Here is a 26381-nt window from a genome sequence, read left to right as displayed (position 1 = left end):
TTCCCGGGCCTTTCTCATATCGGGCTTGAAGCAATTGCCATAGTGATTCACGGCAATGACCGATCCCTTTGTTGTTCCGGCGTTCTGCCCCCGGGGGCGCGGACGTCAGGCCGCGCGACGACGGGCACCGCTCCCGACGTAAACAGCTTGCGTTTCGCCGAGGTTGAACTGGGCGAGCAGTGCATTGAGCGAGGCGGCCTCGGAGGCAAGACCGTGGCTTGCCGCCGTCTGCTCTTCCACCATCGCCGCATTCTGCTGCGTGCCCTGGTCCATGGTGTTGACCGCCGTGTTGATCTCCTGGAGACCCGTCGACTGTTCGCGCGTCGCCGTGACGATCGCGCTCACATGCTTGTTGATCTCCTGGACCTCGGCAACGATCGTCTCCAGCGCCTTGCCGGTGTCGCCGACCAGCGTCACGCCGTTCCTGACCTGATTGCCCGAGGTGGTGATCAGTGCCTTGATCTCCTTGGCCGCATTGGCCGAACGCTGGGCGAGTTCGCGCACTTCCTGGGCAACGACGGCAAAACCCTTGCCAGCTTCACCGGCACGGGCCGCCTCGACGCCGGCGTTCAGCGCAAGCAGGTTCGTCTGGAAGGCGATGTCGTCGATGACGCCGATGATGTTGGAGATCTCCCCCGAGGACTTCTCGATCGCGTGCATCGCTTCGACGGCGTTGGCAACGACTTCGCCGGACTTTTCCGCACCGGCACGGGTGCGGGCGACGAGCGCACCGACTTCCTCGGCCCGGCGGGCGGAATCCTTGACCGTCGTGGTGATCTCTTCGAGTGCGGCTGCAGTCTCTTCAACCGAAGCCGCCTGCTGCTCGGTGCGGCGGGCGAGATCGTCGGCGGCCGAGCGGATCTCGGAGGCCCCGGCGTCGATGCCACGGGCATTCGCACCGACGGCGCGCAGCGTGTCATGCAGCTTGGCGACGGAGTTGTTGAAGTCGGCGCGCAGTCGGTCGAGGCGATCCGCGAAGGGGGTATCGATACGATAGGCGAGGTCGCCATCGGCCAAACGGCCGAGGCCGGTTGCCAGGCCATCGACGGCCTGCTGGATTTCGGCCGCATCCCGTGCCTTCTGCGCTTCGCGCTCCAGCCGCTCGCGTTCCGACAGCGACCGATTGGCATCCGCTTCGGTCTCGAGGCGGGCGCGTTCGACGGCGTTCGCCTTGAAGACGGCGACTGCCGCGGCCATCGAGCCGATCTGGTCGCGGCGCTCTTCGCCGGGGATTTCGACGTTGTGATTGCCGGCAGCAAGCTTTTCCATCGCACCGGTCATGTCCGTCACCGGACGGATCACGAGACGGCTGAGGAAGGTCGCGAGGAAGACGATCATCACGCCGACCGCAAGGATCGTGGCAATGGTTGCGGCAATACGGAACTTGTCGATCGCGGAATAGGCGGCATCGGCGTCGATGACGAAGCCGACATACCATTCGACCGAGGGAAGGCCCTGTACCGGAACGAAGCTCACCAGCATCGGCTTGCCGCCGAGCTCGGTGTTCATGATGCCGGAACCGATCGTCGGCGTGTCGATCGGGAAGGCATCGGCGAGCGACTTGGTGACGAGCTTGGCATCCGGATGCACGAGGATCTGGCCGTCCTTGCTGGCGAGGAAGGCAAAGCCTTCGCCGCCGACGTCGACGCCCTTGATCATCGATACCAGCGTATCGAGCGAAAAGTCGCTGGCAGCAACGCCATAGAGCTTGCCGTCACGCTTGACCGGCACCGCCGCACTGATGATGAGCGCACCGCTCGAAGCGTCGACATAGGGCTCGGTCAAAACGCGGGCATCGGCCTTGACGGCCTGCTGGTACCACGGGCGCTGACGCGGGTCGTAGCCGGCCGGCATCGGGTTGTCCGGCCAGGTGATGAACTTGCCGCTCTCGTTGCCGACATAGGTCGACATGAATTCGCTGGTCAGCACGTCGTTCTTCAGGATCGGCTGGATGGCGCCGTCATCGGCCGCGCGGCCGGTGGCATCGGCGACCATCGCGGTCAGCGTGACGCGGCCGTTCAGCCACTTGGCAACGCTCTGCGCGGCCTGCGTGCCGGAGGACGCAATGTTCTCCTCGACGGCCTTGGTGGTGGTGCTACGCTGCAGCGTGTCGATGTAAACGGAAAAGCCGGCAAAGGCGCCGACGACGACACAGGACGCGGCGACGAGGATGCGCGTCATGAGATTCGATCGCTTGGACAAGATGGGCTCCCAATGGATGCCGGCGACCGCCGCCGGACATGAGCTCTCGTTGATTTTCGCGCAGCATCCATCGTCCGCCGGAGGGGCGGAGCGCTGACGTCTACGGGAAAACGTTGAACATGCCAGAAGGCGGAGCCAGCCATGCTTCATGCGGCTGGGGCCCCTCGAAATGAGGATAGGCCTATCGCGCCGCACGCTACCGATCGCTATTTAAGAAGCAATTAAAATTGATTTATGCAAGTTCGCGATGCCGGCGGCAACGGGATCTTTACCCAGTCGCGGCTACTGCATGTTTCCTTTAATCGTCGCCGATTAAAGGACAAAAACATGCAGCACTTCAAAGTGCTACAGCGACCTTTGCGCGTCTGATAAGACGCGCGGCGCTGTGGGACGCTCCCCGAACACGAAAACGCGTGCACAGCGGCACCCGTCTCACCCACACACAAAGCCTGGATAGTTTAGCGGCGCATGAAGGCCTCAAAGGCCGCACGCGCCTCGGCGCTCTGCAACTGCGCCGCAAAGTGCTTGGCTTCCTCGTCGATGCGCGCAAGGACGTCGCTGCGGTCGCCGCGGACGAGGTCGCGGGCGATGCGAAGCGCCTCCGGCGGCTTCTTGGCAAGACGGGCGGCAAGCGCCAGCGCCTCCCCTTCGACGGCATCCTGGGCGACGACCTTCCAAATCAAGCCAGCCTCCAGCGCCTCGCGGGCCGTCAGAGGCTCGCCGGCGGCAAGCAGTGCAAAGGCCCGCTGGTGGCCCATGATGCGCGGCGCGATCAGGCTGGAAGCCGCTTCCGGCACCAGCGCCAGATCGACGAAGGGCGTCTTGAACACCGAACGCTCGGACGAGACCGTCAGGTCGCAATGGAGATGGATGGTCGTGCCGATGCCGATTGCCAGCCCGTCGACGCCCGAGACGACAGGCTTGGTCGCAGTCGCCAGCGCCTTCAGGAACTCGATCACCTCCATGCCCATGGAACCGCCCATGGCGAAGGCGAGGAAATCCGCCATGTCGTTGCCGGCGGAGAAACAGCCATCGGTGCCGAGGAAGACGGTGGCGCGTACGGCCGGGTCGCTTGAGGCGACCGTCAGCGCATTGGTCATCTTCGCGTACATGTCGCGGGTGATGGCGTTCTTCTTCTCCGGGCGGTTGAAGCGGATCACCTGGACGCCGGGATAGGCCTCCGGTCGTTCGATGAGGACGTGGTCGGTCATGGGTATTCCTCTCAAGCCAGAACGGCGCGGGCGACGGCCAGGCTGTCGGCGCCGTTGACGACACGATCCTTCAGCGCAGCGGTTTCCGCCAGAAGGTTTTCCGCCGTGAAGCGGCAGAGCGCGATGCGCTGGTCTTCCTTGCCATCGCTGACTTCAGCCAGACCACCCTTTGCGAGATAGGCACCCGTCAGCGCCAGGCCGAACAGGCGCTGATAGGCCGTGGCGCCGGCCAATGCTTCGGCGAGCCTGCCGTCGGCGACGGCGGCGACCAGCCACTCGGTCGCAGCCGACAGATCATCCAGCGACGCATCGAGACGCGCAGCCGTCTCGCCGAAACCGCTCCGGTTCGAAGCGCGCACGGCAGACGCGATTTCGCGCAGGTCGCCGATGAAGCCGCGGACATGGGCGCCGTCGGAAAGCGGCAGCTTGCGGGTGACGAGATCGATCGCCTGGATGCCGTTGGTGCCCTCGTAGATCGGAGCGATGCGGGCATCGCGCAGGTAGCGCGCGGCACCGGTTTCCTCGATGAAGCCCATGCCGCCATGGACCTGGATGCCCATCGAGGCGACGTCGACGCCGGCGTCGGTCGAAAACGACTTGGCAATCGGCGTCAGCAGGCTGGAACGCTCCTGCCAGTATTTCGCCTTCTCGCCTTCGGCCGCATGCGCCATGTCGACGGCATGGGCGCAGGCATAGGAGATCGCGCGCGAGCCTTGCGTCAGCGCCTTCATCGTCAGAAGCGTGCGGGCGACGTCGGGATGCTCGATGATCGGGCTCATGCCCTGCCCCGTCCAGCCCGGCGCCTTGCCCTGGGTGCGCTCCTTGGCGAAGGCAATCGCCTTCTGCGTGGCGGCGTCGGCAATGGCGACACCCTGCATGCCGACGGCGAGCCGGGCGTTGTTCATCATGGTGAACATGCAGGCAAGACCGCGATTTTCCTCGCCGATCAGGTAGCCGATCGCGCCCTTCTCGGCGCCGAACTTGCCATCACCATAGATCATGGTGCAGGTCGGCGAACCATGGATGCCGAGCTTGTGCTCAAGCGAATGGCAGAAGAGATCGTTGCGGTCGCCGAGCGAACCATCGGCCCTGACCAGGAATTTCGGCACCAGGAAGAGCGAGATGCCCTTGGTGCCGGCGGGCGCATCGGGAAGCCGCGCCAGCACCAGATGGACGATATTGTCAGTGAAGTCGTGCTCGCCCCAGGTGATGAAGATCTTCTGGCCGAAGATGCGGTAGGTGCCGTCGTCGCGGCGCTCGGCGCGGGTCTTCAGGACGCCGAGGTCGGAACCGGCATGCGGCTCGGTCAGGTTCATCGTGCCGGTCCATTCGCCGGAAACCATCTTCGGCAGATAAGTGGCCTTCAGCGCGTCGGAACCATGCTTTTCCAATGCCTCGATCGCGCCCATGGTAAGCGTCGGGCCGAGCGCAAAGGCCATGGAGCCGGCGTTCCACATTTCCATGGCGGCAACATGCAGCATGTGCGGCAGGTTCTGGCCGCCGAATTCTTCCGGCGCCGTCAGGCCGTTCCAGCCGCCGCCGATCCAATTGTGGTAGAGGTCGCACCAGCCGTCCGGCGTCTCCACCTTGCCTTCGACGAGGCGCGAGCCCTGACGGTCACCGACATCGCCGAGAGGTGCCACCTCTTCCGTCGCGAATCGGCCGGCTTCGGAAAGGATGGCATCGACCAGGTCTTCGCCGAGGTCGCCAAGGGCGCCCGATTGCAGCGCGTCGCTCATGCCTGCCACGTGTTTCAGCGTGAACGCAATCTCTTCGACGGGTGCCTTGTACATGATGATCCTCCCAGATAGCCAGGTCGCGCAGAGCGCATCCTCGTTGCGCGGAACACTATTGATTTTTACGTAAACGTCAACGTCAATTCCCGCCCCTGTGCGCGGACACGGCGTCATGCTCGCCTGTAACAAAACTGTCATCAACCGGGCATAGAAGCCAAGGCATACAGCGCCGCGCGTCTTGGTAAGACGCGCTAAGGTCGCTGTAGCATTTTGAATGGCCGCATGTTTTCTCCCTTAAATCGGTGGCGATTTAAGGGGACATGCGGTAGGCCCCTGCCAAGGCATTCCGATGAACCTGATTTCCCCCGAAATACCCGGCATCGTATGGGCCTACCGCTTTCTGCCCGGCGAAAGCCGCTGCCGGCGTATCGCCACCGACGCCTCGATCGACAGCCTGCTTGCCGGCGAAGGATGGGTCTGGGTTCATCTGGCGCTCTCCGACGCACGCACACCTGCCTTGATCGAGCGGATCGGCAACCTTCCGCCACTCGCGGTCGCGACGCTGACCAGCCACGACACGCAGGCCGCGATTACGGTTTCGGACGATATCGTACACGGGACGCTCGTAGACTTCGAGCGCACCTTCGACGCAGTGACCAAGACGATCGGCTGGCTGCATTTCGCCGTCAGCGACAGGATCATCATCACCACGCGTCTGCATCCGCTGCGCAGCATCGATCGCGTCAAGGCGGCGGTCGAGAAGAGCGCGAAATGCGCCCGCCCGATCGATCTCTTCGAGATGATCGTGATCGAATTCCAGCGCACATTGATCTCGCTGGTTCTGGAACTGACCGAGGACCTGAACGTCATCGAGGATCACGTCTATGGCGAAGCGGGGCATCGACAGCAGCCAGGCCTCGCGCCGCTGCGCCGTACGGTCGTGCGGCTTCACCGCCATCTGCGCACGATCCTGGCCTTGCTGAGACGGGCTGCCGCCTCGGACGAAGACGAGGTGCCGCCCGGTTTCATCGACGCCGCCGAGCGGCTTTCAGACCGGCTCGAAACGGTTGACCGCGACGTCTTCGCCCTGCAGGAACGGGCGCGTCTGCTGCACGAGGAGATCGACAGCAAGATTTCCTCGGAAACCAACCGGCACCTCTACATCCTGTCGCTGATGACCGCTTTCCTGCTGCCGCCGACGCTCGTCACCGGCTTCTTCGGCATGAATACCGGGGCGCTGCCCTTCGCCGATGGCACCGGCACGCTCTATGCGGCGCTGTTCATCGGGCTCTCCATGGGCTTTGCCTGGTGGATCCTGAGGCGGATCGGGATTCTGTGAGCCTGCGAGGGAGGGCCGGAAGCGGAAGCCCCGGCCCGCTCACCCTTAGCTATAAGGCGAGTAGCATTGCCGGCGCGGGCCGCCATAGGGCTGGTAGGTATTGTCGTAGGCCCTGTAGGAACGGTAACGGTCATAGCACCACTGCACATGACGGTTGCCATAGCCGGCAGCAGGACGCTCGTAGCGTGGCGGCTGGGCGATCGCCCCGCCGATGATTACGCCGGCACTGAAGGCAGCCATCGGGTACCACCAACCGTCATAGTAGCGATAGCCCGGGCGATGGTAGCGATAGCCGCGATAGCCGTTGTAGTAGTAATAGTTGCCGCGGCGTTCATAGCCCGGCCGGCGATACTGAACGTTCGTCGCATCGTTCGGCCGTTCGACGCGCGTCGGCGCCGGCATGAACGCCTGCGACGGGGCCGCGGACGTCATCAGGATTGCCGCGGCAATGATCGAAGAAAACCACCGGCTCTTCCCGGTCCTCAGAAAAATCTTCATTAAAACCTCCGTAACCGAATCCACGCTCCGCAGTACACCGAGAAATTGGGCAACCGCGGCACCTTGAGCCTTTTCATGATTTCCCCCGGATCGTTGCAAAACCGGGGGACGCCCCTCAGCCGGGAAACCCGAAACCACCGAGCAACGTGTAAGCCACCGGTTTTGTTCCATATTCAGGCGTCGCGGCCCACGCTCCCGCACAAGAGATCGCCAGCGGCAGGCCGGTAACAGCGACGGTTTCGATCCACCTGTTGATCGGTCTGCCGGCATCCACGCCCTCTTGCGACACACCAATATTATGAAAGATATTGCTCATATACAGCCGGAGGTCGGTATACATTCACGCGCCGCTCCAGCACAGTCCTGCTCGGGGGCTGAGATTTACGATGCATTAACGATACTGTCGGCAATCTCAGAGAATGGCTAAGCGGTATATCTCCACCACAGGGATGATTCTGCGCCTCGCGACCTTCCTGGGTCTGATTTTCGCGGCGGCGACCGCACGCGCCGGTGAACTGGAACCCTGGAAGACAAAGTCGAATTCCATCATCGTCGACGCCTATGAAATGAACAGCATCGACTGGGAAGTCATGCTCGCCGACAAGCGCATCTCCGGCTTCATCGCCAAGGCCTCCGACGGTTTGCCGGAGAGCTTCTCCTGCACCGGCGACCACAATGGCGACACCTTCAACCACTGCAAGACCATGTGGCGCAAATACGCGGTCAGCCGCGAGCTCTATCAGACCCGGCGCATGATCGCCCGCTCGCACGGGCTGCTATGGGGCGCCTACCATCTCGCCCGTCCCGGCAACCCCGTGGACCAGGCGAACCATTTCCTCGACTACGCCGAGCCGCGCGACGACGAACTGATGGTTCTCGATCTCGAAGGCATCGATCCCGACAAATACATGTCGCTCGAGGATGCCGCCATCTTCGCCGGCCACATCAAAACCCGGACGGGACGCTATCCGATCCTCTATACCAACCACATCACGGCCCAATACATCGCCACGCACCGCGCCAAGCACCGGCTGCTATCGCGCCTGCCGCTCTGGTATGCGCGCTACAAGCCGGATATCCGCCAGGTCTTCCCGATGGGCAACTGGGACAGCTATGCGCTGTGGCAGTTCTCCTCCGGCGTCAATTGCGGCAAGCGACGCTGTCCCTATCGTGTGCCCGGCACCTTGGACGACATCGACGTGAATGTCGCAGCGATGTCGCCGCTGGCGCTGAAGGCGATCTGGGCGCAAGGCGCGTTGCTGCCGGAAAAACCAATGCCGATCACCCTCGTCGCGCAAGCTGCGCAAGGGACCGGAGTGCACGCGGTCGCACGGGCGGCCGCAACGCTTGGCGAGCCACTGCTCGTCAGCCGTGCCGGCGCCACGAGCAGCGCCGGCAGCAGCGTCGACATGCTGGTGACCGGGTCGATCGATTTCGCCCGCCACGAGCGCGCCCTGCAGGTGGCAGTCGCGGCCGATGACGCCGCGCAGGGCGGATGCCCCAAGCCATCGACCGGCAGCCCAGGGCTCGCCACCGCCCAGCCACCGCCCTGTAGCACGCCCTAGCCCCTTCAGGCTTCGATCTGGACATCTCCCAGCGGCCGCGAGCAGCAGGCGAGGATGTAGCCCTCGTCGATCTCGTCATCAAGAATGCCGCCATTGTGGCTCATCTCGACTTCGCCTGCGACCTTCATTACACGGCAGGTGCCGCAGATGCCGCCCTCGCAGGCAGCACCGATCCGCACACCGTTGGCGCGGGCCGTCTGCAGGATCGTCTGGCCGGGCTTTGCCACCACTTCCTTGCCGCTCATGGTGAAGGCAACCTTGGCCACCTGGCCCTCGCCGTCGTCGCCGATACCAGCGCGCACGGCGATTTCTTCCGCAGCAGGCGCGGCCGCCGGCTGGAAGCTCTCCTCGTGATAGCGGCTCATGTCGAAACCGGCTGCCTTCAGCATCTCGCGCACACCGCGCATGAAGGGTTCCGGCCCGCAGCAGAACACCGTGCGTTCCAGGAAGTCGGGAGCGAGCAACGGCAACTTGGCACCGTCGATGCGGCCACGCAGGCCATGCCAACCGTGGCGCGCCTCATGTCCCTCGACGATGAAGCCGAGGTTCAGCCCGGACATCTGCGTTGCCAGGACTTCGAGCTCCGAGCGGAACAAAAGATCCTCCGGCCGACGGGCGCAGGAGATGAAGGTGACGTCCGTCTCCGGCACGCAGTCCGCCATCCAGCGGGTCATCGACATCATCGGCGTGATGCCGGAGCCGGCCGAGATGAACAGGTACTTATCGCCCGGATGGCGGACGAAGCTGAAATCGCCGAGCGGCCCGAAGGCCCTCAGCTTCATGCCGGGCTTGAGATGGTCGAACATCCAGCGGGTGCCGATGCTGTCGGCCTGTGCCTTCACCGTGACCGCGATCGAGAGCGGCCGCGATGGCGTCGACGACAGGGTATAGGTGCGCATGACCGGTTCGTCCGCGACCGGCAGTTCGAGCGTCACGAACTGGCCGGGCAGGTAGCGAAACCAGGCTGGCTTCTCCGCGCGGAAGGTGAAGGTGATGACGTCGGCGGTCTCGACGACCGCCGACGTGCATTCGAGCATCTGCTGCCGGTCGATCCAGACATGCAGTTCGTCGAAATGGTGGAAGGAGGGTGCCATCTGCATGTCAGGCGACCTTCGACAACGGAGCCGCATCGCCCTCGAGGCGCTGCTCCATGAACTTGCAGTACCATTCGACGAACTGCATTACGCCGCCTTCATGCTCCGGCGAATAGGGGCCGGATTCATAGGCCGGCGACCGGATGCCGAAGGCGTTTTCCTCGACGATCTGGCGATCCTGGTCGTTGGTCTCGGTCCAGACATGGGTCAGGTCATCGAGTGTATAGTCGACGCCTTCGACCGCATCCTTGTTGACCAGCCACTTCGTCGTCACTTGCGTGAGCTCCGGCCCGAGCGGCAGCACGCGGAAGGTGATGGCGTGATCGGAAAGCACATGGTTCCAGGTGGTCGGGTAATGGAACATCAGGAGCGTGCCGATCTGCTTCTGCCGGACATCGGCTGACAGCGCGCGTTTAACGGCGGGCGCACCCGACATCGTATAGCTTTCGGCATCATCGACCAGCGGCATGCGCGCGGCGCGGAACTGGCCGGTCGGCGACATCCGGAACTCGCTCGGCAGGCCCTCTGCCTCGCATTTCGCCCAGTGAGCGGCAATCACCGGATCGTCCTTGGCGCCCTGCACCCCGGTCGCGGTCGGCGCTTCCGGATATGTGCGGCAGAGTTCAGGGTGATTGGCGGCGCAATGGTAGCACTCGCGGTTGTTTTCCCAGACGAGCTTCCAGTTGCCCTTCTCGATGATGGTGCTTTCGAAGGCAACCTTGGTCTCCCCAAGCCGGTGGGGAGCGAGATAGGGGGTGACCAGTTCACGGAAGGCCGCGAAATCCGCCGGTGTCTCCGACAGGTTGATGAAGATGTAGCCGCCGACCGTCTCGCAGTGGATCGGTTTCAGGCTGTGGGCCGCCTTGTCGAAGTCCTCGCCCATCTGGCGCGCGAAGAGCAGCGAGCCATCGAGTTCGTAAGTCCACTGATGATAGGGACAGACGAGCTTCGCCGAGGACCCCTTGTGCTGCGTGCAGACGCGGGAACCGCGGTGCCGGCAGGAATTGTGGAGCGCGCGGATCGTACCCTGGCGATCGCGGGTGACGACGACGGGAAAATCGCCGACCTGGACGGTGAAATAGTTGCCGGCCCGCGGGATCTCGCAGTCATGGCCGATGAACAGCCAGTCCTTGTACCAGATGTTTTCCAGATCCTGCCGGTAATAGTCGGGATCGATGTAGAAGGCCCGATCGAGGCTGTAGCCGTCACGCCGGCCCTTCAGCTTGCGAAGCATATCGGTCTTGGTATCCATGTCCTGTCCTCATGCGCCATGTTTCGGAGAGGCAGGACAGGAACCCGCACGGGCGCGCACCCATGCGTTTCAGGCTCCGATCCGGCTGCCCGCCGCAACCCGTTACGGTTATGTCCGTCAAGGCTGGTTTCCGGGCTCAGGAGCCGTCCTTTGCGGACCAGCCCGGCGCCTTCCCGGACGGAACCGTCCAGTGGCCTTTTGCCGAGGCTTTCGCTCCACCACCGTTGCGGGGGCAGCGCCGGGATTTGACCGGCTTCCCAATTCTCCGCCTTCCCCTCGGAAGACGACACCTTGAGCAAGGATATGTAAGCGCGGAAGGCACCCTGGCAGGCGCCGGATAGCGACATCCAATTCCAGAATGACGACACAGTGGAAACCGTCCCCCTTGAACGGAGTCGAAAATTTTTCTATTTATAAACAGATAGATAGATCAAATATTGGGCATATGCCACTTTTCGCGGCCGATATGGCGCAGGCACGGGAAGACTTCGCCCGTTTGCGACATTTTCATGAAAGTGCCGGCGCATCTTCCGCCAACGAAAGGAAATCCTTCATTAACCATAAGGCACTAGGCTTGCCGGCGGACGAAGATGTCCGGCAGGCAGATGGCGCATGGCAAAATTCAGATATTACGACGCAGCGGCCGAGAAGCCGCCGGCCGTCGTGCCGAAGACGGCGGTTCACAGCGAGTTCCTGCGCACCGGCAGGATCAACCGCCGGCAATGGGCGCCGAGCGAACGACGGTATCTGAGTTATGAGGAAGTCGCGGACAGAACCGCCAAGAAGCTCGCGACCGCCGGCGACACGACGCACAAGCGGATCAACGGCTTTCACGCCTCGATCCAGTTCCCGAAGCTGATCTTCCACCGCACGCTCGTCGGCAAGCCGCATCTCGGCTATTGCCATGTGACGGCGGCGCGGACGGCGGTCACGCCTTCCAAGTACATCACCTGGTCGTTCTATTTCGCCAATTTCTTCAGCGACCTTGGTGACGAGACCCATTTCTTCGACCGCATCCAGAGCGGCTATTCCCGCATGTATTTTGCCGTCGCGATCGAGCCGAGCGCCGAAGACGGACAGATGGTCATCAACCGCAACGTCCGCGACAACGGACTGCTCTTTCGCACCGACGACCCCAAGGTTGCTCTCAAGAACGTGCTGATGCTGGGTGCCCGGGACGACGCGCTGCGCCGCATCATCCGCAGCCTCTGAGCCAGTAACCGTTTCCCGCAAAGAAAATCGTTCTGTTTTCCCGGCACGTCCGCTAAGGAAGCGGCGGAAAGGAAACGGCATGGCAGAGATCATCGACACGGGCATTGAACCGGACCGCGCAATCGAACGCGCCTGCGCCGTTCTTGCCGAAGGCGAGCCGGTCGCCATTCCCACCGAAACCGTCTATGGCCTTGCCGCCGACGCGACCAACCCCGATGCGATCAGCCGCATCTACGAGATGAAGGGCCGGCCGCGTTTCAATCCGCTGATCTCGCATGTTTCCGACATGGCCATGGCCGAGGCTCATGTGCGCTTCGACCCCGTGTCCCGACGCCTGGCGGAAGCATTCTGGCCCGGCCCCCTGACATTGATCCTGCCGCAGCGGCCTGAGAGCACCGTGCATGCACTCGCCTCGGCCGGCCTCGACACGCTTGGCATCCGCATGCCCGACGGCTTCTCGCGGCGGGTGATCGCACGGTTCGGGCGACCGCTCGCCGCGCCCAGCGCCAATACCTCGGGCAAGATCAGCCCGACCAGTGCGGCCCATGTCGACGCCGATCTCGGCGAGAAACTGAAGCTGATCCTCGATGCCGGCCCGGCCGAAATCGGCCTGGAGTCCACGATCATCAAGGTCGACGGCGACGAGATCCGGCTGCTGCGCCCGGGCGGTCTGGATGCCGCCGAGATCGAGCGCCTGCTCGATCGTCCGGTGATCCGACCGGAAACGGCGGGCGCAACGATCGAGGCGCCGGGCATGCTGGCCTCCCATTACGCGCCGGGCGCTGCCGTGAGGCTTGATGCCACCGATGTGCGCAGCGGTGAGGCGCTGATCCGCTTCGGTGGCGACCGGATCGCCAACGAGGAACAAGCGGCCGTGGTTCTCGATCTCAGCCCGACCGGAAGTCTTCGCGAAGCGGCAGCCAATCTCTTCGACTACATGAAGCGCGCGGACGCCAGCGGCGCTGCGACGATCGCCTTCGGGCCGATCCCTTCGGAAGGGTTGGGAGAAGCGATCATCGATCGGCTGCAGCGGGCGGCGGCACCGCGCGGGTGAGCTTGCGTGCGGCATCTCCTCCGCACCGCGATTGCGGTTATGATCGCAGTCGATACGAACCGAGGATCGTGTCTTCAGATCGACCGGTCCGATAGCGCGCGCAGGCGCCATATGAAGGCAGGCCCATGACGACCCTTCCCTCCCCCGAACTCATCGCCTCCTTCGTCAAGATCGTCGGCAGCGCCAATGCGCTCACCGCCGAAGCGGACAAGGCCCGCTATCTCGTCGAATCCCGCGGCCTCTATCGCGGCACGACGCCGATGGTGCTTCGTCCCGGCTCGGTCGACGAGGTCTCGCGCATCATGAAACTCGCCAGCGCGACCCGCACGGCGATCGTGCCGCAGGGTGGCAATACCGGCCATGTCGCCGGCCAGATCCCACGGGAAGGCAAGGCGGATATCGTGCTTTCGCTCGAACGGCTGAACCGGATTCGCGACGTCGACCCGGTGGGCAACGTGATCGTGGCGGACGCCGGCTGCATTCTCGCCGACATCCAGAAGGCGGCGGACGACCACAATCGCCTGTTCCCGCTGTCGCTCGGATCGGAAGGCTCCGCCCGCATTGGCGGCAATCTCTCCACCAATGCCGGCGGCACGGCGGTGCTCGCCTATGGCAATATGCGCCAACTCTGCCTCGGCCTCGAAGTGGTGTTGCCGACCGGCGAAATCTGGGACGGGTTGCGCCGGCTGAAGAAGGATAATACCGGCTACGACCTGCGCGACCTCTTCATCGGCGCTGAGGGCACGCTTGGCATCATCACCGGTGCCGTGCTCAAGCTCTTTCCGAAACCGCTCGGCCACCAGGTGGCTTTCGCCGGCGTCGGCAGCGTCGAGCATGCGCTCGCCCTCTTCGAGAAGGCCTCCAGTCTTTGCGGGCCGGCGCTGACGGGGTTCGAACTCATGCCGCGGCTCGGCGTCGAATTCACGACAAAGCACATTCCCGGCGTCCGCGACCCGCTGGAAACCGTCCATCCCTGGTATGCGCTGATCGACATCTCCGCCTCTGATTCGGCCGAAAGCGCCGAGCGGATGGTCAACGACCTCCTGGAACAGGGATTTGCAGCCGGCCTCGTCGAAAATGCCGTGATCGCTGCCAACGAGACGCAAGGCAAGGCGCTGTGGCATATGCGCGAAAGCATGTCGCCGGCGCAGAAGCCCGAGGGCGGCTCGATCAAGCACGACGTTTCGGTGCCCGTCTCCAGCGTTCCCGCCTTCATGAAGGATGCGGATGCCGCTGTCATGAAGGCAATCCCCGGCGGGCGCATCTGCTCCTTCGGCCACATGGGCGACGGCAACATCCACTACAACATCTCGCAGCCGGTCGGCGCCGACAAACAAGCCTTCCTCGATCGCTGGCGCGAGATCAACGCGATCGTCCACGGCATCGTTCTCAAGTACAACGGCTCGATCTCGGCCGAGCATGGCATCGGCCAGTTGAAGCGCGACGAACTCGCGGAGATCCGGTCGCCGATCGAGATCGAGCTGATGCAACGGATCAAGCACGCCTTCGATCCGGCGGGCATCATGAACCCTGACAAGGTGTTGCGCGCGGATCGGTGATTGCGGACAGTCTTATGCTGCAGGCTTGCGCACCTGGACTTCAGGCGACCCGTGTCAGCGACCACCTGCGCGTAATTGCGAGAGGGACAAGAGCGTCTCGGCGCTGACGCCGCCACCGCCGCTACCGCTGAGGATCGCCAGCCCCGGTGAAACGTCCGTGTTGTTTTCGACGTCATAAAGCGCCGTGAACCGCTGCAGGAGCTTCCCGAGCTTCGCAGGGTCCTGCAGATCCTTGATGTCGATGACGCGCTCGATATATGCGGCCTGCGCCTCGATCTTGGCATTCTGCAGGCCCTCCGGCATGCTGTAGGCCGTCTTGATAACCTGGAACAGGGCGGTCTCGGCCAGGATGTCGTAGGCCGTGTTGATCTCCGGGGCCTTGCGCTTGAAATAGAGCGCCAGGCGAACACCGCCGTTGTCGGCGCCTTCCGACTCCTCGAGCGACTGATTGAGATAGAGGTCGACCGTGGTGATCAGCCCGCGCCGGGTCTGGATCTGGCCGGCTTCGCCCCGGACGATCTTACCGGCTGTGTCGAAGTTGAAGGAGGCGACGATCTCGCGATATCTGAGCCCGTCCGGATCGGTATTGATGAAGCTCTTGGGATCGTCGAGATCGGACGTGAACATATCCTTGAGGTATTCGGTCTTGACCGTTTCCGGATCGATGCCGGCGCCGACCAAAACGAAATCGACCAGACGCCGGTTCGCGAGAAAGGCGTCGAGCGTTTCGATCTTCTCAATCTCGGCGGTGTAGTATTTGGCTTCCTCCTGCGCCTTATCCTTAGCGACCTTCTTCTCTTCGTCCGTGCCGAAGCGGGACTTGGCGATCACATAGGCCTTGGCCGTGTTCATGATGTCGCCTTCGCTCTGCGCCAGCTTCGGTGCGCCGAGCGTGCCGTCCGGATTGAAGTTGAATGCCTTTACGAGCTTGACGTAGCGCTCATCGCGCAGCGTGTTGGCATAGCTCTTGGGATCGTTGAGGTCGCTGGTCAGAATACGCTTCAGCGTTCGCGTGCTCAGATCCTCGTTTTCGAGGCCGAAGGCACGCAGCATGAATTTCTTCATGTCATTGTTGGCGAGCAGTTCGTCGACCGATTTCATCGTACCGATCAGCAGCTTGAAGCGCTTGACCAGAGCTTCGTCCTCGGCATCGCTCTTGTCGTTGTAGCGCACCATGTATTCGTCGGACGTCGTCTTCATCTGGTCCGCATCCTGCGCGGTCTTGCCGGCTTGCAGCGTACCGTCGGTCTGGAAGTTGAAGGCGGCGAGCATCTTCTTGTAGGCGGCGTTGTATTCGCCGCCATATTTGTTCACGTAGCTCTGCGGGTCGTTGATGTCGCTGGTGAGGATGTTCTCGACCGTGGAGGGCATCGTCGTCGCGGATGGCAAGCCGAAGGCCGTGACGATGTAGTTGAAAAGACGGCTATCGCCGACCAGATCCGAGACCGTGGTGATGCTGCCGATCTTCTGTTCGTAGTATTCCTTGTTGAGCAACGCCCCGGCGCCGGTCAGTCGTGCGGCGCCCGACGGCGTGACGCCAGGCCGCTGGAAGACATAGGCTTCGTTGAGCAGCGCCTTCTTTTCGTCGCTGATGGCCTTCTCGCCGGCGGGCACGCTGCCGTCGGCATCGAAGTTAAACGTCGAGGCGAGCTGGATATAGATGTCGAGACTGCGGACCTGCCTGTCGAGCGTCGTCAGTTCCAGTGAGAGCTGCGCCTTCAGCGCGGGCGCCTGGTCGCGCGGTGGCAACCTGGCGTCGAGATCGGCCACGATCGCGTTCTGCTCGTCGATCTTGGCCTGGATGGCCGGTTTCTCGGCATCGGGCGCAGCAGCCAGCTGCTCCGTCAGGCTGGCGATCTGCGAAAGCGCGGTATCGCGCGCCCCGAGGTCCGTCAGCTGCTTCGTCGCCTCCGTCATCCTGGTCTTGGCGGCCGTCTGGTTGGCCGTAAGCGTCGCGGGATCGCTGGTCAGCGCATTGCGAACGTCCGTGTAGGAGAATGTCTTCGGGTCCAGTCCGAACACCGTGAAGGCAAAGCTGCGCAGCTTTTCGTTACCCAGGAACTGGTCGACATCGGTGACCAGATCCATGGCCGCGCCAAAATAGGCCATCTCCTGCCGCATGACTGTATCGAGATTGGCGATACGGTCGTTGTAGAGGCCGATCAGCGCATCCTGCTGTGCGTTGGTTTGGGCCACCGCGGTTGCCGAACTGAAGTTGAAGGCCTGCGCAAAATTGCGGTAGCGTTCATCCGTGAGACGATTGGCGAAACTGTTGTCGTCCTTGAGGTCGCTTTCCAGAACCTTGCGCATGAAGGCCTTGGCATAGATCATGTCCTCCAGGCCATGCGCCTTCATCGCGTAGGAATAGAGCCGATAGTCGTCGAGGAACTCGTCGACGGTTTTCACGCTGCCGATGTTTTCCCGGTAATACTCGGCTTCGCGCGCGATCTGCGGCTGCTGGGCAACACGGTTGAGGCTGCTGCGCAAATCACGCGTGATGCGACTATAGTCGAGATAGGTCGATACCATGCCTGGCCCCGTCGGTTACCCATGGGGTGGGCGAGCCATCCCCGAAACAGAATTCTGACGCGTCATGATTGCAGCACTGGCTTGTGTGTGGCTTTTCGTCGACGGCCGGCGGCCCGCGTGCGCCCGATCGGGACAAGACGGTCCGACCCGTTGACGAAACGGAAACCCTGAGCGGTCGGCTTTTGCTAACCATCGAAAAACGCAAAGTTTTCTTAACCGCGATTCTTAAGTCGTTCGGAAAGGGGGGCGCCTATTCTCCAGCCCATAGAGGACGAAAAGTCCCGAAGAGAAGACCGGAAACCGGCTCTCAAGGAAAAACAAGGGCGATTGAAATGCGCAATACACTCTCTCAACCCGCATGGGTCGAAAACACGCTCCGTCTTGATCCGAAGCGCTTTCCACAGCAGGCAAGCTACGCTTTGCGCGGTCATACGGGTAATGTCACGATCAGCCTGGACGAGCGTGGCGCAGTTCTGCGCAAGGTGCTACCATCGAGCGGCCTGCCGCTTTCGATCGCACTGCCGGCGCGGGCATTCAAAGGGGTCGCGGCTCGCGCGATCGATCACGGCGACGGAGACGTTACAGTGACGCTGGAACTTCATCACGACGACCCGGACCTCTGCGTTCCGCTGCTCGTCGCACACGACCTGTCCGACATCGCGGCCGACTGGCGCGCCTGGGCGGAGGCCTATCGCATTCCGATGCTGATGGTCGAAGCGGACGGCGTTGCAAGGCCGCTCGAAGAACATCTTGGCGACGTGCGCACCGCACCGGTCAAGCCGCGACGCCGCCACTCGTTCTTCGCCGAGCGCCGGCCACGTTTCCTCGTGCGTCGTTCCACCGGCAAGCTTGGCGTTCACATGAAGATCGACGGGCGCGAGATCATCGCCCGCAGTTGATCCGCAGCAGTACTTCCAGCGCGACAGCCGGCCGTTCCCTGCGGTCGGCTGTTGTCGTTTTCCGAGCCGCCGATTTTGGAATGCGGTTCCGAACGGCAAGCATTCACAGTTTTCCTGGGACTGCTCGAGATGTTCCCACGGAAACAGCTCCGTCGCCTTTTTCGTGCCATATCGGCTTCATAGCCAAGATCACGAAAGAAGGAGAAACCCGATGCGCAAGCATATCGCCGCCGCCGTTGCCGTCATCCTGTCCAGCTTCCGTGCGCGCCACGAGGCGAAGGAGCGCAAGGCCGCCCGCGAGATCAGCTGGGCCTGACGCTTTTACGGGCCCGCCACTACAGCGCCGGGCGCCCTATCAGACGCGCAAGGTCGCTGTAGCGAACCGAATGCATGAAGAGGATCCTCCGCCGCGACGGAGGATTTTTCATATCAGGCGAACAAGGAACGCCAGCACCAGACCGGCAAAGATAATCAGGCCGACGACCCCATTGAACTTGAACAGCGCCAGACACTGCGCCGGATCGTGGATGTTCAGCACCAGGATCTGGTAGGTCAGCATCGCCGCGGCAATCAGAAGGCCGATGTAGGCGACAGCGCCGGCACCGGCAGCCACGAAGGACATGAGCAGCAGCAGCGTCGCGATGCCGTAGAGGCCGATCAGCCACGGCCGCGGATTTTCGCCGAACCGCCGAGCCGTCGAGCGTACGCCGATCAGCTCGTCGTCCTCTCTGTCCTGGTAGGCGTAGATCGTGTCGTAGCCGATCGTCCAGGCAATCGCCGCACCGTAGAGCAACACGGCTGCCAGCGAGAGCTTGCCGAATTCGGCCGCCCACCCCATCAGCGCGCCCCAGGAAAATGCCAAGCCCAGGAAGAATTGCGGCCAATCGGTAAACCGCTTGGCGAAGGGATAGATCGCCACGATCGCCAACGACAGGATGCCGAGCACGATCGAGAACGTGTTGAACTGCAGCAGCACGACGAGGCCGACGAACGCCTGCAGCACCATGAACACCTTCGCCTGGAGACGCGAAACGCGCCCCGACGGCAGCGGCCGCGAACGGGTGCGCGCAACCTCCATATCGATGTCGTGGTCGACGATGTCGTTGTAGGTGCAACCGGCGCCGCGCATGGCGATCGCGCCGGCGGTGAACAGGACACAATGGTACAGGAAGCGGCCGAACGAGAACGCCTCGGTGCCCGCCACCGCGCCCGTAGCCAGCGCCACCGACCAGAGGCAGGGCAACAACAACAATTGCCAGCCGATCGGGCGGTCCCAACGGGCGAGCTGCGCATAGGGCCAGATCGCGCGCGGCAGCACGCGATAGACCCAATTGTTGGACGGCGCATCATGGACGCGGCCGGAATCGGCGGAAAAGGTGTTCATGCTTCTGTTTGACGCCGCGCGTCCGGCCGGTCAAGCGGCGAGATCGTCGCGGCGCCGGACCAGCGTAGTGTCACGGAAGGCTGAAGTCGAAGCGGTAGGTTGCCGACAGGCCGACCAGGACCTGGTTGCGGCTGCCGCGCTCGCGAACGAGGCTGGAATCGGCAGCAGGGCCGAGCAAACGCCGGTACTCGGCATAGGCACTCGTTTCGAGCTTCTCCGTTGCCTGCCAGGTGATCGCGGCGCCGACGCCGGCGGATCCGATGCCGCCATGCGGATAATACGTGGCGAGGCCGGATGCGGCAGACTCGCGGTCGTTCACGCCATAATAGGCGCCGTAATAATCGCTGGTCGCAGCGCTCAGGCGCGGACCGCCGGAGATGCGGACATTGCTGCTGACGTCGGTGAAGGCGTCGGCCGCGACGTCGGCGACGACGCCGTGGTGGCTGCGAATGCCCTGGCGGACTTCGGCGCGCACCCGCAGCCAGTCGGTCGGATAGACCTCCGCAAAGCCACCGACTTCACCGCCGAACTTGATCGGATCGAGACCCTTCAGATCGCTGGAGGTGCCCGCATCGCGCTCGAAGATCAACTTGCCGACGAGGCCGGCACGGAAACTTCCCTGGTCGACCAGCGCATAGGACATGTTGTCGTTGCGCGAGGAGAAGCGGACCGTGCTGCCGGCCTTGCCGAGCGAGATCAGCGGTGCGGCCTGGAACATGCGCTTCGAGGCGCCTTCGTACTTCGGGCCGAGGAACCCGGTGGCTCCGACCTTCAGATACCAGTCACCGGACCAGAAATACTGGCCGTCACCGGCAGAGGCGGCGTTCGCCGACAGCAAAAGGGTTCCAGAAAGGAAGACAAGAGAACGGATACGCAAGAAACAACTCCGGAAGAATCATTCGCCGGGGCGAAGTTTTGATCGTGCCGACAGGTCGAGGGAGGCAAAGGTGGACTGGAACGGCACAGGGCGACTTATTGCGGCTTGTTCCTACGATTCCGTTAACCAGGTCAATTCAACCTTCCTTTGCCATACCCGACGTGCCAACGCCGATCACTGCCCAAGATAGGTCTTGAGATAAACACTCGGCGGGCTGCCGAGCATGCGGCGGAACATGGTGGTGAAGGCGGCGACGTTCTCGTAGCCGGCATCGAGCGCCACATTGGTGATCGGTTCGCCATCGGCCAGCAGCGGCAAGGAGGCGAAGATACAGGCCTGCTGGCGCCAGGTGACGAAGCTGACGCCCGTCTCCCTGCGGAAAAACCGCGTGAACGATCGCCGGCTGAGACCCGTCCGGTCCGCCCACTGGTCGATGCTCGCTGCCGCCGACGGCGCCTGCAGGAACTGTCGGCACAGCGCTGCAAGTTTCTCGTCGCGCGGGAACGGCAGGCCGAGCGGGCGTTCCTGCAGCCGGCCGATTTCTTCCAGAAGCAGATCCGTGACCAGTTGCTCGCGCCGCTCCGACATCGTCTCGTTCTCGACGCCGACGAGCGCATCGACGAGGCTGCCGGCGAGAGGGTTGATTTCCATGACCATGGGCCGCTCGGCGCGAAGCAGGTCCGGCGCGAAGTAGATCGAATGCATGCGCACGTCGCTGATCATCTCGGCCGAGTGCTCCATGCCGGCCGGGATCAGCAGGGCATGGCCGGGCGGAACCATCCAGCGTCCGCGTTCGGTGCGCATCAGCACGACGCCGCCGCGTGCCCACCAGAGTTGCGTGCGCGTATGGCTGTGGAAAGGGACGAGAAGGCCGGCACTGTAGTCTCGCCCCAGTGCCAGCACCGGAGCGTTTCCCGCCTCGATCCAATCGAGGTTGCGGAAGTGATCCTCATCGGGAAGCTGCGGCAAGGGAAATCGGCGGATCGGCATCTGGCCCACTCACGAAAGAACTCGACCAGATCACAAAAGCAGGCCAATCGCAACCTCAGTACAGATAAGCACGCCGCATACAACCTTCGAGACGGCAAGGAATCACCCATGTCTACCGTGACCTCAACTTCCGGGATCACCCCAGAAAAGACGGCCTTCTCCGTCATCCTGGCTGTCAGCTTCTGCCATATGCTGAACGACATCATGCAGTCGCTGCTGACCGCGCTCTACCCGCTGCTCAAGGCGAACTACGCCCTCGATTTCGTGCAGATCGGCCTCCTGACCTTCACCTTCCAGCTCACGGCGTCGATGCTGCAGCCGGCCGTCGGCATCATCACCGACCGCTGGACGCTGCCCTATTCCCTGCCGGTTGCGATGCTCTCGACCTGCAGCGGCCTGATCCTGCTTGCCAATGCCCGCGACTTCTGGGTTCTCCTCGTGGCGGCAAGCCTCATCGGCATCGGTTCGGCGATCTTCCATCCGGAGTCCTCCCGTATCGCCCGCCTCGCCTCCGGCGGCCGCCACGGCCTGGCACAATCACTGTTTCAGGTGGGCGGAAACGCCGGCAGCGCCATGGGGCCGCTGCTTGCCGCCTTCATCGTCATTCCCTTTGGCCAGGGAAGCCTTAGCTGGTTCTCGATCGTCGCGATCATCGGCTTCTTCGTGCTCTCCTGGGTCAGCACCTGGCATGTCCGCCATCGCCGCACGACGATGAGCCGGCCGGCGCCGAGCCGCACCCTTCCCCTGCCGAAGGGACGGGTGATGTGGGCGGTCGCCGTGCTGGTGCTGCTGACGGCCACGAAGAACGTCTACATGGCCAGCATCTCCAGCTATTTCACCTTCTTCGTCATCGAGAAGTTCGGTGTCGGCGTTCAAGAGGCACAGCTCATGCTGTTCCTGTTCCTCGGTGCGGCCGCGGCCGGAACCTTCCTCGGCGGCCCGATCGGCGACCGTTACGGCGCCCGCTTCGTCATCTGGTTCTCGATCCTCGGCGTCATCCCCTTCGCCCTGCTGCTGCCCTATGCGAATCTCTTCTGGACCGGGGTCCTGTCGATCGTCATCGGCCTGATCTTCTCCTCGGCCTTCTCGGCGATCGTCGTCTTCGCCCAGGAACTCGTCCCGGGTCGGGTCGGGCTGATCGCCGGCGTCTTCTTCGGTTTCGCCTTCGGCTTCGGCGGCATGGGCGCGGCCGTGCTCGGCATCTTCGCCGACCGGCAGGGCATCGAGTTCGTCTACACCATCTGCTCCTATCTTCCGCTGCTTGGTATCCTCACGATCCTGCTGCCGAAGATCCCGGCGAGATAGTGTTTCGCGCAAAGATTGTCCTTGCAAATAAACCGGGCGCCGCCATGCGGCGCCCGCTATTCGTTTGAGCGGCAAGCAGCACCCGACACCCCGCCCTCGCCGCAGCCCCACGTAATCATTCATCAATTTTTGCGCGGTACGGTCGTCTGACGGGCTTGGGCAGAGGTGTGCAATGCAGGGGCGAACGGTGATTCCGGCCTTTCTGGCGACGTTGCTTTTTGCAACGGCGGCACCGGCCGAGACCCTGAACCTGCTGATCTGGGAATCCTATATCGACCAGAAGATCCTCGACCGCTGGACGGCGATCACAGGCGTCGCGGTGCATCAGGTCTATTATGACAGCGGCGACACGCGCGACGAGGTGCTGGCCGACCCGAACAGCCGCGTCGACCTCGTGGTCACCGGCGAAAACAGCGCCGCCCTTTTCGGCCGCAAGGGGGTGCTCGAAAAGCTCGACGAGACCAATGTCGCCTCTCTGCGGGACTACGACGAAAGCTGGCGCAAGCGCTGCTCGGGCCGCGGCGTGCCCTACCTCTGGGGCACCATGGGCATCCTCTACCGATCGGACGTCGTTACGGTGGCGCCGACCTCCTGGCAGGATCTCATGCGCCCAGCGCCGGCGCTCGCCAAGCATGTCGCCATGTACGACGACCACAACGAGGCCTTCGTCGCGCCGTTGATGCTACTCGGCCAATCGATCAACACCAACGACAGCGCGACGCTGAAAGCGGCCTTCGGGCTGATGAAGGAACAGGCGCCTTCGGTGCTCACCTACGAATACGTCATCAGCTCGATCCAGAACCCGACGGTCGGCAAGGACATCTATATGGCGCTGGGCTACAGCGGCGACCAGCACGTGCTCAACGACAAAGCCGGCACGCCCGGTGTCTGGCGCTACGCCGTTCCCAAGGAGGGCACGCTTTCCTGGCTCGATTGCATGTCGGTCGTCGCCAACTCGCCGAACAAGGATCGCGCGCTCGCACTCCTCGACTATCTCGGTTCGCCCGGAAGTGCCGCCGCGAACGCGCTGGCGCTCAACATGCCGACGGCAAGCCGGGCCGCCTATGCGCTCCTGCCGGAAGAAGTGCGCGCCGACCCCGCCATCTACCCCTCGCCCGACATCCTGGCCAGGAGCCAGTATCAACAGGAACTGTCCACAGAGTCGGTGCAATTGCGCCGGCGCATCATCAGCACATTGGCGAACTTCCAGTGAATCTCGGCAAACGCGCGCTCATCCTGATCTTTCCCGTCGTTCTCGCAGGCTACCTGCTGGCGGCTGTCTCGGTCCACGTCACGCAGAGCCGCTCAATCCGTGCGCTCGAACACGCCAAACTGTCGCAGCGACTGGAACATGCGGCCGCCGTTTTTCAAAACGAGATCGGCCGCAGCAAGGGTTTCCTCAATGCGCTCTTGAATGGCAACTCGCTGCGCCAGTATGTTTCGGAAACGGACGAGAACTACCGCGCCAATGCGCTCGGCGTCAGGCTGCAGGAGAGCCTCAAGTCGCTTCTGGACGACCCGACAAACTATGTCTCGCTGGCGCTGCTGACCTCCGACCTGAAAACGGACTATTATTTCGAGAACAGCTGGGATCCCTTCGCCCAGATCGACGATGCCCAGCTCAACCTCGCCCGCCGGCTCATCCGCGAAGACAAGCTCGCCGACTGGACCTATCTCTACGAGGCCGGGCAAAGACCGCGCATCGTCTATTCTTTCTTCCTCGATCCGGTTGCCTTCACCCGGCCTCTGCCCAGCAAGAAATCGAGCGCGCTGCTCGTCCAGGTCGCGATCCGGCCGGACCGTTTTCTCGACATGCAGCAGGCGCTGAAGAAGGAATACGGTTCCGACATGGTGCTCCAGCCCTGGCCGCTGGCGACCACCGATGACCTTTCGGCAAGCGTCCATCTCGGGCCATCGCTCTACGCGACGCTGACCGTTTCCAGCAAGCATTTCGATGCACTGATGGCCCGGCAGAGGTTTCTGCTGGCGCTCGGCGCCGTCGCCATGAGCCTGTTCTCGATCTGGCTGATCATCGTGCTGATCCGCCGCTTCATCACCGATCCGATCGCCACGCTTGACGCCAATGTGATGGCGGTGATGGTGGGCGCGCGCGACGAGATCCGCGACATGGAGGAAAAAGGCGAGATCGGGCGGCTGACGGAAAATATCCGCGAACTCCATCGGCAGTCGGTGCAATCGTTGAAGCTGGTGCAGCGCAGTTCCTGGACCGACACCCTGACCGGCATCAGCAATCGCGGTCATTTCAATGCGCTTGCCGCCGGTGCCTTGCGCGAGGCGATCGCGGCCGGCGAAAAGTGCAGCCTGCTGTTCATCGACATCGACAACTTCAAGTTCGTCAACGACAAGCATGGACACGAGATCGGCGACGAGCTTCTGAAGACGCTGGCCGTCCGGATCGGCGAAAGGGTCGATGCGATCACCGAGCGGCGCGGCCAGAAGCCCGCTATTCTCGCCCGTCTCTCCGGCGACGAATTCGCCGTATTCGTGCGGTCGCGGCCCGGCGATGGCACGGTCCGGGAAATTTCGGCGGCCATTCTGGGGCTGTTCGAGGACGGCTTCGAAGTCTCCGAAAAGCGCTATCCGGTGACCGCGAGCATCGGCGCGGCGATCTGCCCCGACGACGCAACCAACCTTGCCGAGCTGATCTCGAACGCCGATGCCGCGATGTACCAGGCCAAAACCAGTGGCAAGAACCGCTCGGCCCGCTTCTCCCGCGCCCTTCACGACAAGCGCACGCGGCTGCGCCAGATCCAGGACGAACTGCGTTCGCTGGATCCGGACGAACAGTTTCACCTCGTCTATATGCCGATGGTCGACACCGATGGTCACGTCACCGGCTGCGAAGCGCTCTTGCGCTGGTACTCGCCCGTTCTCGGCAACGTTACTCCGGATGAATTCGTGCCGATCGCCGAAAGCTCGGGTCTTTTCACCAAGATCGACTGGTGGGTGATCAACAAGGCGATGTCGGATTGTGGCCAGCTCAAGGCCCTCTTCGGCCCGGAAACGGTGCTGGCGATCAACATCTCCTCGGCCGAACTGCATTCGAAGGCGATTGCCGACCATTTCTCCGACTGCCTGGAGACGCATGGGCTGGAGGCGCGTTCGATCGAAATCGAGCTCACCGAAACCTTCGCCGTCAAGTTCAGCGATCAGCTTCGCCGCAACATCGACGCCCTGCGCCAGAGGGGCTTCCGCCTTTCGATCGACGATTTCGGTGCCGGCTACACCTCCGTGCAGCAGATCATCGAATACACGGCCGACACGATCAAGCTCGACCGGGCGCTGGTCTCGAACCTCACCGCCTCGCAATCTCTGCCGGTGCTCAAGGCACTGATCGCGCTCTGCCACGCCAAGGACGTCGCCGTCGTCGGCGAAGGCATCGACACGCCGGAGAAGCTCTCCATGCTGACGGCTGCCGGCTGTGACCTGTTCCAGGGCTATCTCATCAGCAAGCCGCTGCCGATCGAGGACCTGGCGATCTGGGCGCTGACACGTACCGCCCGCTACGCACACGGCGATGGACAGGACGACCTGCAAAGTCGGCAGGCCATCGCCTGAACGGCGGCGATTGCGGGAATCGCTGGTCGGACTCCCGTTTTCCCTTGACCTTGCCGCCCTGCCGTCCTAACCGCAGCGCAGCAATTTCGGGATATC

The 26381-nt window shown here is 63.0% G+C and carries 20 protein-coding genes and 1 riboswitch; of the genes, 9 read left to right on the top strand and 11 right to left on the bottom strand.

What is annotated here, in order from left to right; translation table 11 throughout:
* Positions 1 to 105: 105 nt before the first annotated feature.
* From mcpU to AC1Z3V_RS21435, 3 genes are all read right to left on the bottom strand, one after another.
* Positions 106 to 2202, bottom strand: coding sequence for a methyl-accepting chemotaxis protein McpU (mcpU, locus tag AC1Z3V_RS21445; protein ID WP_483501578.1), 2097 nt, complete (start codon positions 2200 to 2202; stop codon positions 106 to 108).
* A gap of 458 nt (positions 2203 to 2660) precedes the next feature.
* Positions 2661 to 3413: a crotonase/enoyl-CoA hydratase family protein gene (locus AC1Z3V_RS21440; protein ID WP_483501577.1), complete on the bottom strand. Its 753-nt coding sequence runs from the start codon at positions 3411 to 3413 to the stop codon at positions 2661 to 2663.
* Between the two features lie 11 nt (positions 3414 to 3424).
* On the bottom strand, positions 3425 to 5206 hold the full coding sequence (locus tag AC1Z3V_RS21435; RefSeq protein WP_483501576.1) for an acyl-CoA dehydrogenase family protein: 1782 nt from the start codon (positions 5204 to 5206) through the stop codon (positions 3425 to 3427).
* A 292-nt stretch (positions 5207 to 5498) separates the two neighbouring features.
* Between AC1Z3V_RS21435 and AC1Z3V_RS21430 the strand changes: the two genes are divergently transcribed.
* Positions 5499 to 6488 carry a transporter gene (locus AC1Z3V_RS21430; RefSeq protein WP_429812061.1) on the top strand — a complete coding sequence of 330 codons (990 nt, stop codon included), beginning with the start codon at positions 5499 to 5501 and terminating at the stop codon, positions 6486 to 6488.
* A 45-nt stretch (positions 6489 to 6533) separates the two neighbouring features.
* Here AC1Z3V_RS21430 and AC1Z3V_RS21425 read toward each other — a convergent pair whose 3' ends face one another.
* On the bottom strand, positions 6534 to 6986 hold the full coding sequence (locus AC1Z3V_RS21425) for a BA14K family protein (protein WP_483501575.1): 453 nt from the start codon (positions 6984 to 6986) through the stop codon (positions 6534 to 6536).
* 115 nt (positions 6987 to 7101) lie between these two features.
* Positions 7102 to 7326: a hypothetical protein gene (locus AC1Z3V_RS21420; protein WP_483501574.1), complete on the bottom strand. Its 225-nt coding sequence runs from the start codon at positions 7324 to 7326 to the stop codon at positions 7102 to 7104.
* A 79-nt stretch (positions 7327 to 7405) separates the two neighbouring features.
* Between AC1Z3V_RS21420 and AC1Z3V_RS21415 the strand changes: the two genes are divergently transcribed.
* Positions 7406 to 8551: a glycoside hydrolase family 25 protein gene (locus AC1Z3V_RS21415; RefSeq protein ID WP_483501573.1), complete on the top strand. Its 1146-nt coding sequence runs from the start codon at positions 7406 to 7408 to the stop codon at positions 8549 to 8551.
* 5 nt (positions 8552 to 8556) lie between these two features.
* Here AC1Z3V_RS21415 and AC1Z3V_RS21410 read toward each other — a convergent pair whose 3' ends face one another.
* Both AC1Z3V_RS21410 and AC1Z3V_RS21405 read right to left on the bottom strand, forming a co-directional pair.
* A complete protein-coding gene (locus AC1Z3V_RS21410; protein WP_483501571.1) occupies positions 8557 to 9651 on the bottom strand; it encodes an FAD-binding oxidoreductase in 1095 nt (364 codons plus the stop codon).
* A 1-nt stretch (position 9652) separates the two neighbouring features.
* On the bottom strand, positions 9653 to 10897 hold the full coding sequence (locus AC1Z3V_RS21405; RefSeq protein ID WP_483501570.1) for an aromatic ring-hydroxylating oxygenase subunit alpha: 1245 nt from the start codon (positions 10895 to 10897) through the stop codon (positions 9653 to 9655).
* 104 nt (positions 10898 to 11001) lie between these two features.
* Positions 11002 to 11206, bottom strand: a riboswitch (cobalamin riboswitch).
* Between the two features lie 303 nt (positions 11207 to 11509).
* On the opposite strand from AC1Z3V_RS21405, the gene AC1Z3V_RS21400 reads away from it, so the two are divergent.
* From AC1Z3V_RS21400 to AC1Z3V_RS21390, 3 genes are all read left to right on the top strand, one after another.
* Positions 11510 to 12109, top strand: a complete 600-nt coding sequence (locus tag AC1Z3V_RS21400; protein ID WP_483501569.1) for a DUF6656 family protein — start codon at positions 11510 to 11512, stop codon at positions 12107 to 12109.
* Positions 12110 to 12188: 79 nt separating this feature from the next.
* The gene (locus AC1Z3V_RS21395) at positions 12189 to 13163 is read left to right on the top strand and encodes an L-threonylcarbamoyladenylate synthase (protein WP_483501568.1); all 975 of its coding nucleotides are present in this window, start codon (positions 12189 to 12191) and stop codon (positions 13161 to 13163) included.
* A gap of 125 nt (positions 13164 to 13288) precedes the next feature.
* A complete protein-coding gene (locus AC1Z3V_RS21390; RefSeq protein WP_483501567.1) occupies positions 13289 to 14722 on the top strand; it encodes an FAD-binding oxidoreductase in 1434 nt (477 codons plus the stop codon).
* Between the two features lie 54 nt (positions 14723 to 14776).
* Here the strand turns inward: AC1Z3V_RS21390 and AC1Z3V_RS21385 are convergent, their stop codons facing one another.
* Positions 14777 to 17251, bottom strand: coding sequence for a DUF1217 domain-containing protein (locus tag AC1Z3V_RS21385; protein ID WP_483501565.1), 2475 nt, complete (start codon positions 17249 to 17251; stop codon positions 14777 to 14779).
* A 332-nt stretch (positions 17252 to 17583) separates the two neighbouring features.
* Here AC1Z3V_RS21385 and AC1Z3V_RS21380 point away from each other — a divergent pair, with 332 nt between their 5' ends.
* Positions 17584 to 18150 carry a DUF6101 family protein gene (locus AC1Z3V_RS21380; RefSeq protein ID WP_429812091.1) on the top strand — a complete coding sequence of 189 codons (567 nt, stop codon included), beginning with the start codon at positions 17584 to 17586 and terminating at the stop codon, positions 18148 to 18150.
* 424 nt (positions 18151 to 18574) lie between these two features.
* On the opposite strand, the gene ubiA is transcribed toward AC1Z3V_RS21380, so the two are convergent.
* The 3 genes from ubiA to AC1Z3V_RS21365 form a co-directional block, all read right to left on the bottom strand.
* Positions 18575 to 19534 (bottom strand): 4-hydroxybenzoate octaprenyltransferase, encoded by a 960-nt coding sequence (gene ubiA, locus AC1Z3V_RS21375; protein WP_483501563.1) that lies wholly within the window; start codon positions 19532 to 19534, stop codon positions 18575 to 18577.
* 70 nt (positions 19535 to 19604) lie between these two features.
* Positions 19605 to 20411 (bottom strand): MipA/OmpV family protein, encoded by an 807-nt coding sequence (locus tag AC1Z3V_RS21370; RefSeq protein ID WP_483501561.1) that lies wholly within the window; start codon positions 20409 to 20411, stop codon positions 19605 to 19607.
* Between the two features lie 174 nt (positions 20412 to 20585).
* Positions 20586 to 21401 (bottom strand): AraC family transcriptional regulator, encoded by an 816-nt coding sequence (locus AC1Z3V_RS21365; protein WP_483501559.1) that lies wholly within the window; start codon positions 21399 to 21401, stop codon positions 20586 to 20588.
* A gap of 108 nt (positions 21402 to 21509) precedes the next feature.
* Between AC1Z3V_RS21365 and AC1Z3V_RS21360 the strand changes: the two genes are divergently transcribed.
* The 3 genes from AC1Z3V_RS21360 (at position 21510) to AC1Z3V_RS21350 (ending at position 26285) form a co-directional block, all read left to right on the top strand.
* Positions 21510 to 22706, top strand: coding sequence for an MFS transporter (locus tag AC1Z3V_RS21360; RefSeq protein WP_429812101.1), 1197 nt, complete (start codon positions 21510 to 21512; stop codon positions 22704 to 22706).
* A gap of 172 nt (positions 22707 to 22878) precedes the next feature.
* Complete coding sequence (locus AC1Z3V_RS21355; protein WP_429812104.1) at positions 22879 to 23919, top strand: polyamine ABC transporter substrate-binding protein; 1041 nt, start codon at positions 22879 to 22881, stop codon at positions 23917 to 23919.
* Complete coding sequence (locus tag AC1Z3V_RS21350; RefSeq protein WP_483501557.1) at positions 23916 to 26285, top strand: putative bifunctional diguanylate cyclase/phosphodiesterase; 2370 nt, start codon at positions 23916 to 23918, stop codon at positions 26283 to 26285. The genes AC1Z3V_RS21355 and AC1Z3V_RS21350 overlap by 4 nt, the downstream gene beginning before the upstream one ends.
* Positions 26286 to 26381 lie beyond the last annotated feature (96 nt).

Source organism: Ensifer sp. 38_S197 (genome assembly GCF_056924495.1).
This window is presented reverse-complemented; position numbering and strand designations above follow the sequence as displayed.

Bases quoted from the DNA above. Each gene is read 5' to 3' on its own strand.
- AC1Z3V_RS21440 (WP_483501577.1), bottom strand. From the start codon at position 3,413: ATGACCGACCACGTCCTCATCGAACGACCGGAGGCCTATCCCGGCGTC.
- AC1Z3V_RS21435 (WP_483501576.1), bottom strand. From the start codon at position 5,206: ATGTACAAGGCACCCGTCGAAGAGATTGCGTTCACGCTGAAACACGTG.
- AC1Z3V_RS21430 (WP_429812061.1), top strand. From the start codon at position 5,499: ATGAACCTGATTTCCCCCGAAATACCCGGCATCGTATGGGCCTACCGC.
- AC1Z3V_RS21425 (WP_483501575.1), bottom strand. From the start codon at position 6,986: ATGAAGATTTTTCTGAGGACCGGGAAGAGCCGGTGGTTTTCTTCGATC.
- AC1Z3V_RS21420 (WP_483501574.1), bottom strand. From the start codon at position 7,326: ATGTATACCGACCTCCGGCTGTATATGAGCAATATCTTTCATAATATT.
- AC1Z3V_RS21415 (WP_483501573.1), top strand. From the start codon at position 7,406: ATGGCTAAGCGGTATATCTCCACCACAGGGATGATTCTGCGCCTCGCG.
- AC1Z3V_RS21410 (WP_483501571.1), bottom strand. From the start codon at position 9,651: ATGCAGATGGCACCCTCCTTCCACCATTTCGACGAACTGCATGTCTGG.
- AC1Z3V_RS21405 (WP_483501570.1), bottom strand. From the start codon at position 10,897: ATGGATACCAAGACCGATATGCTTCGCAAGCTGAAGGGCCGGCGTGAC.
- AC1Z3V_RS21400 (WP_483501569.1), top strand. From the start codon at position 11,510: ATGGCAAAATTCAGATATTACGACGCAGCGGCCGAGAAGCCGCCGGCC.
- AC1Z3V_RS21395 (WP_483501568.1), top strand. From the start codon at position 12,189: ATGGCAGAGATCATCGACACGGGCATTGAACCGGACCGCGCAATCGAA.
- AC1Z3V_RS21390 (WP_483501567.1), top strand. From the start codon at position 13,289: ATGACGACCCTTCCCTCCCCCGAACTCATCGCCTCCTTCGTCAAGATC.
- AC1Z3V_RS21385 (WP_483501565.1), bottom strand. From the start codon at position 17,251: ATGGTATCGACCTATCTCGACTATAGTCGCATCACGCGTGATTTGCGC.
- AC1Z3V_RS21380 (WP_429812091.1), top strand. From the start codon at position 17,584: ATGCGCAATACACTCTCTCAACCCGCATGGGTCGAAAACACGCTCCGT.
- ubiA (WP_483501563.1), bottom strand. From the start codon at position 19,534: ATGAACACCTTTTCCGCCGATTCCGGCCGCGTCCATGATGCGCCGTCC.
- AC1Z3V_RS21365 (WP_483501559.1), bottom strand. From the start codon at position 21,401: ATGCCGATCCGCCGATTTCCCTTGCCGCAGCTTCCCGATGAGGATCAC.
- AC1Z3V_RS21360 (WP_429812101.1), top strand. From the start codon at position 21,510: ATGTCTACCGTGACCTCAACTTCCGGGATCACCCCAGAAAAGACGGCC.
- AC1Z3V_RS21355 (WP_429812104.1), top strand. From the start codon at position 22,879: ATGCAGGGGCGAACGGTGATTCCGGCCTTTCTGGCGACGTTGCTTTTT.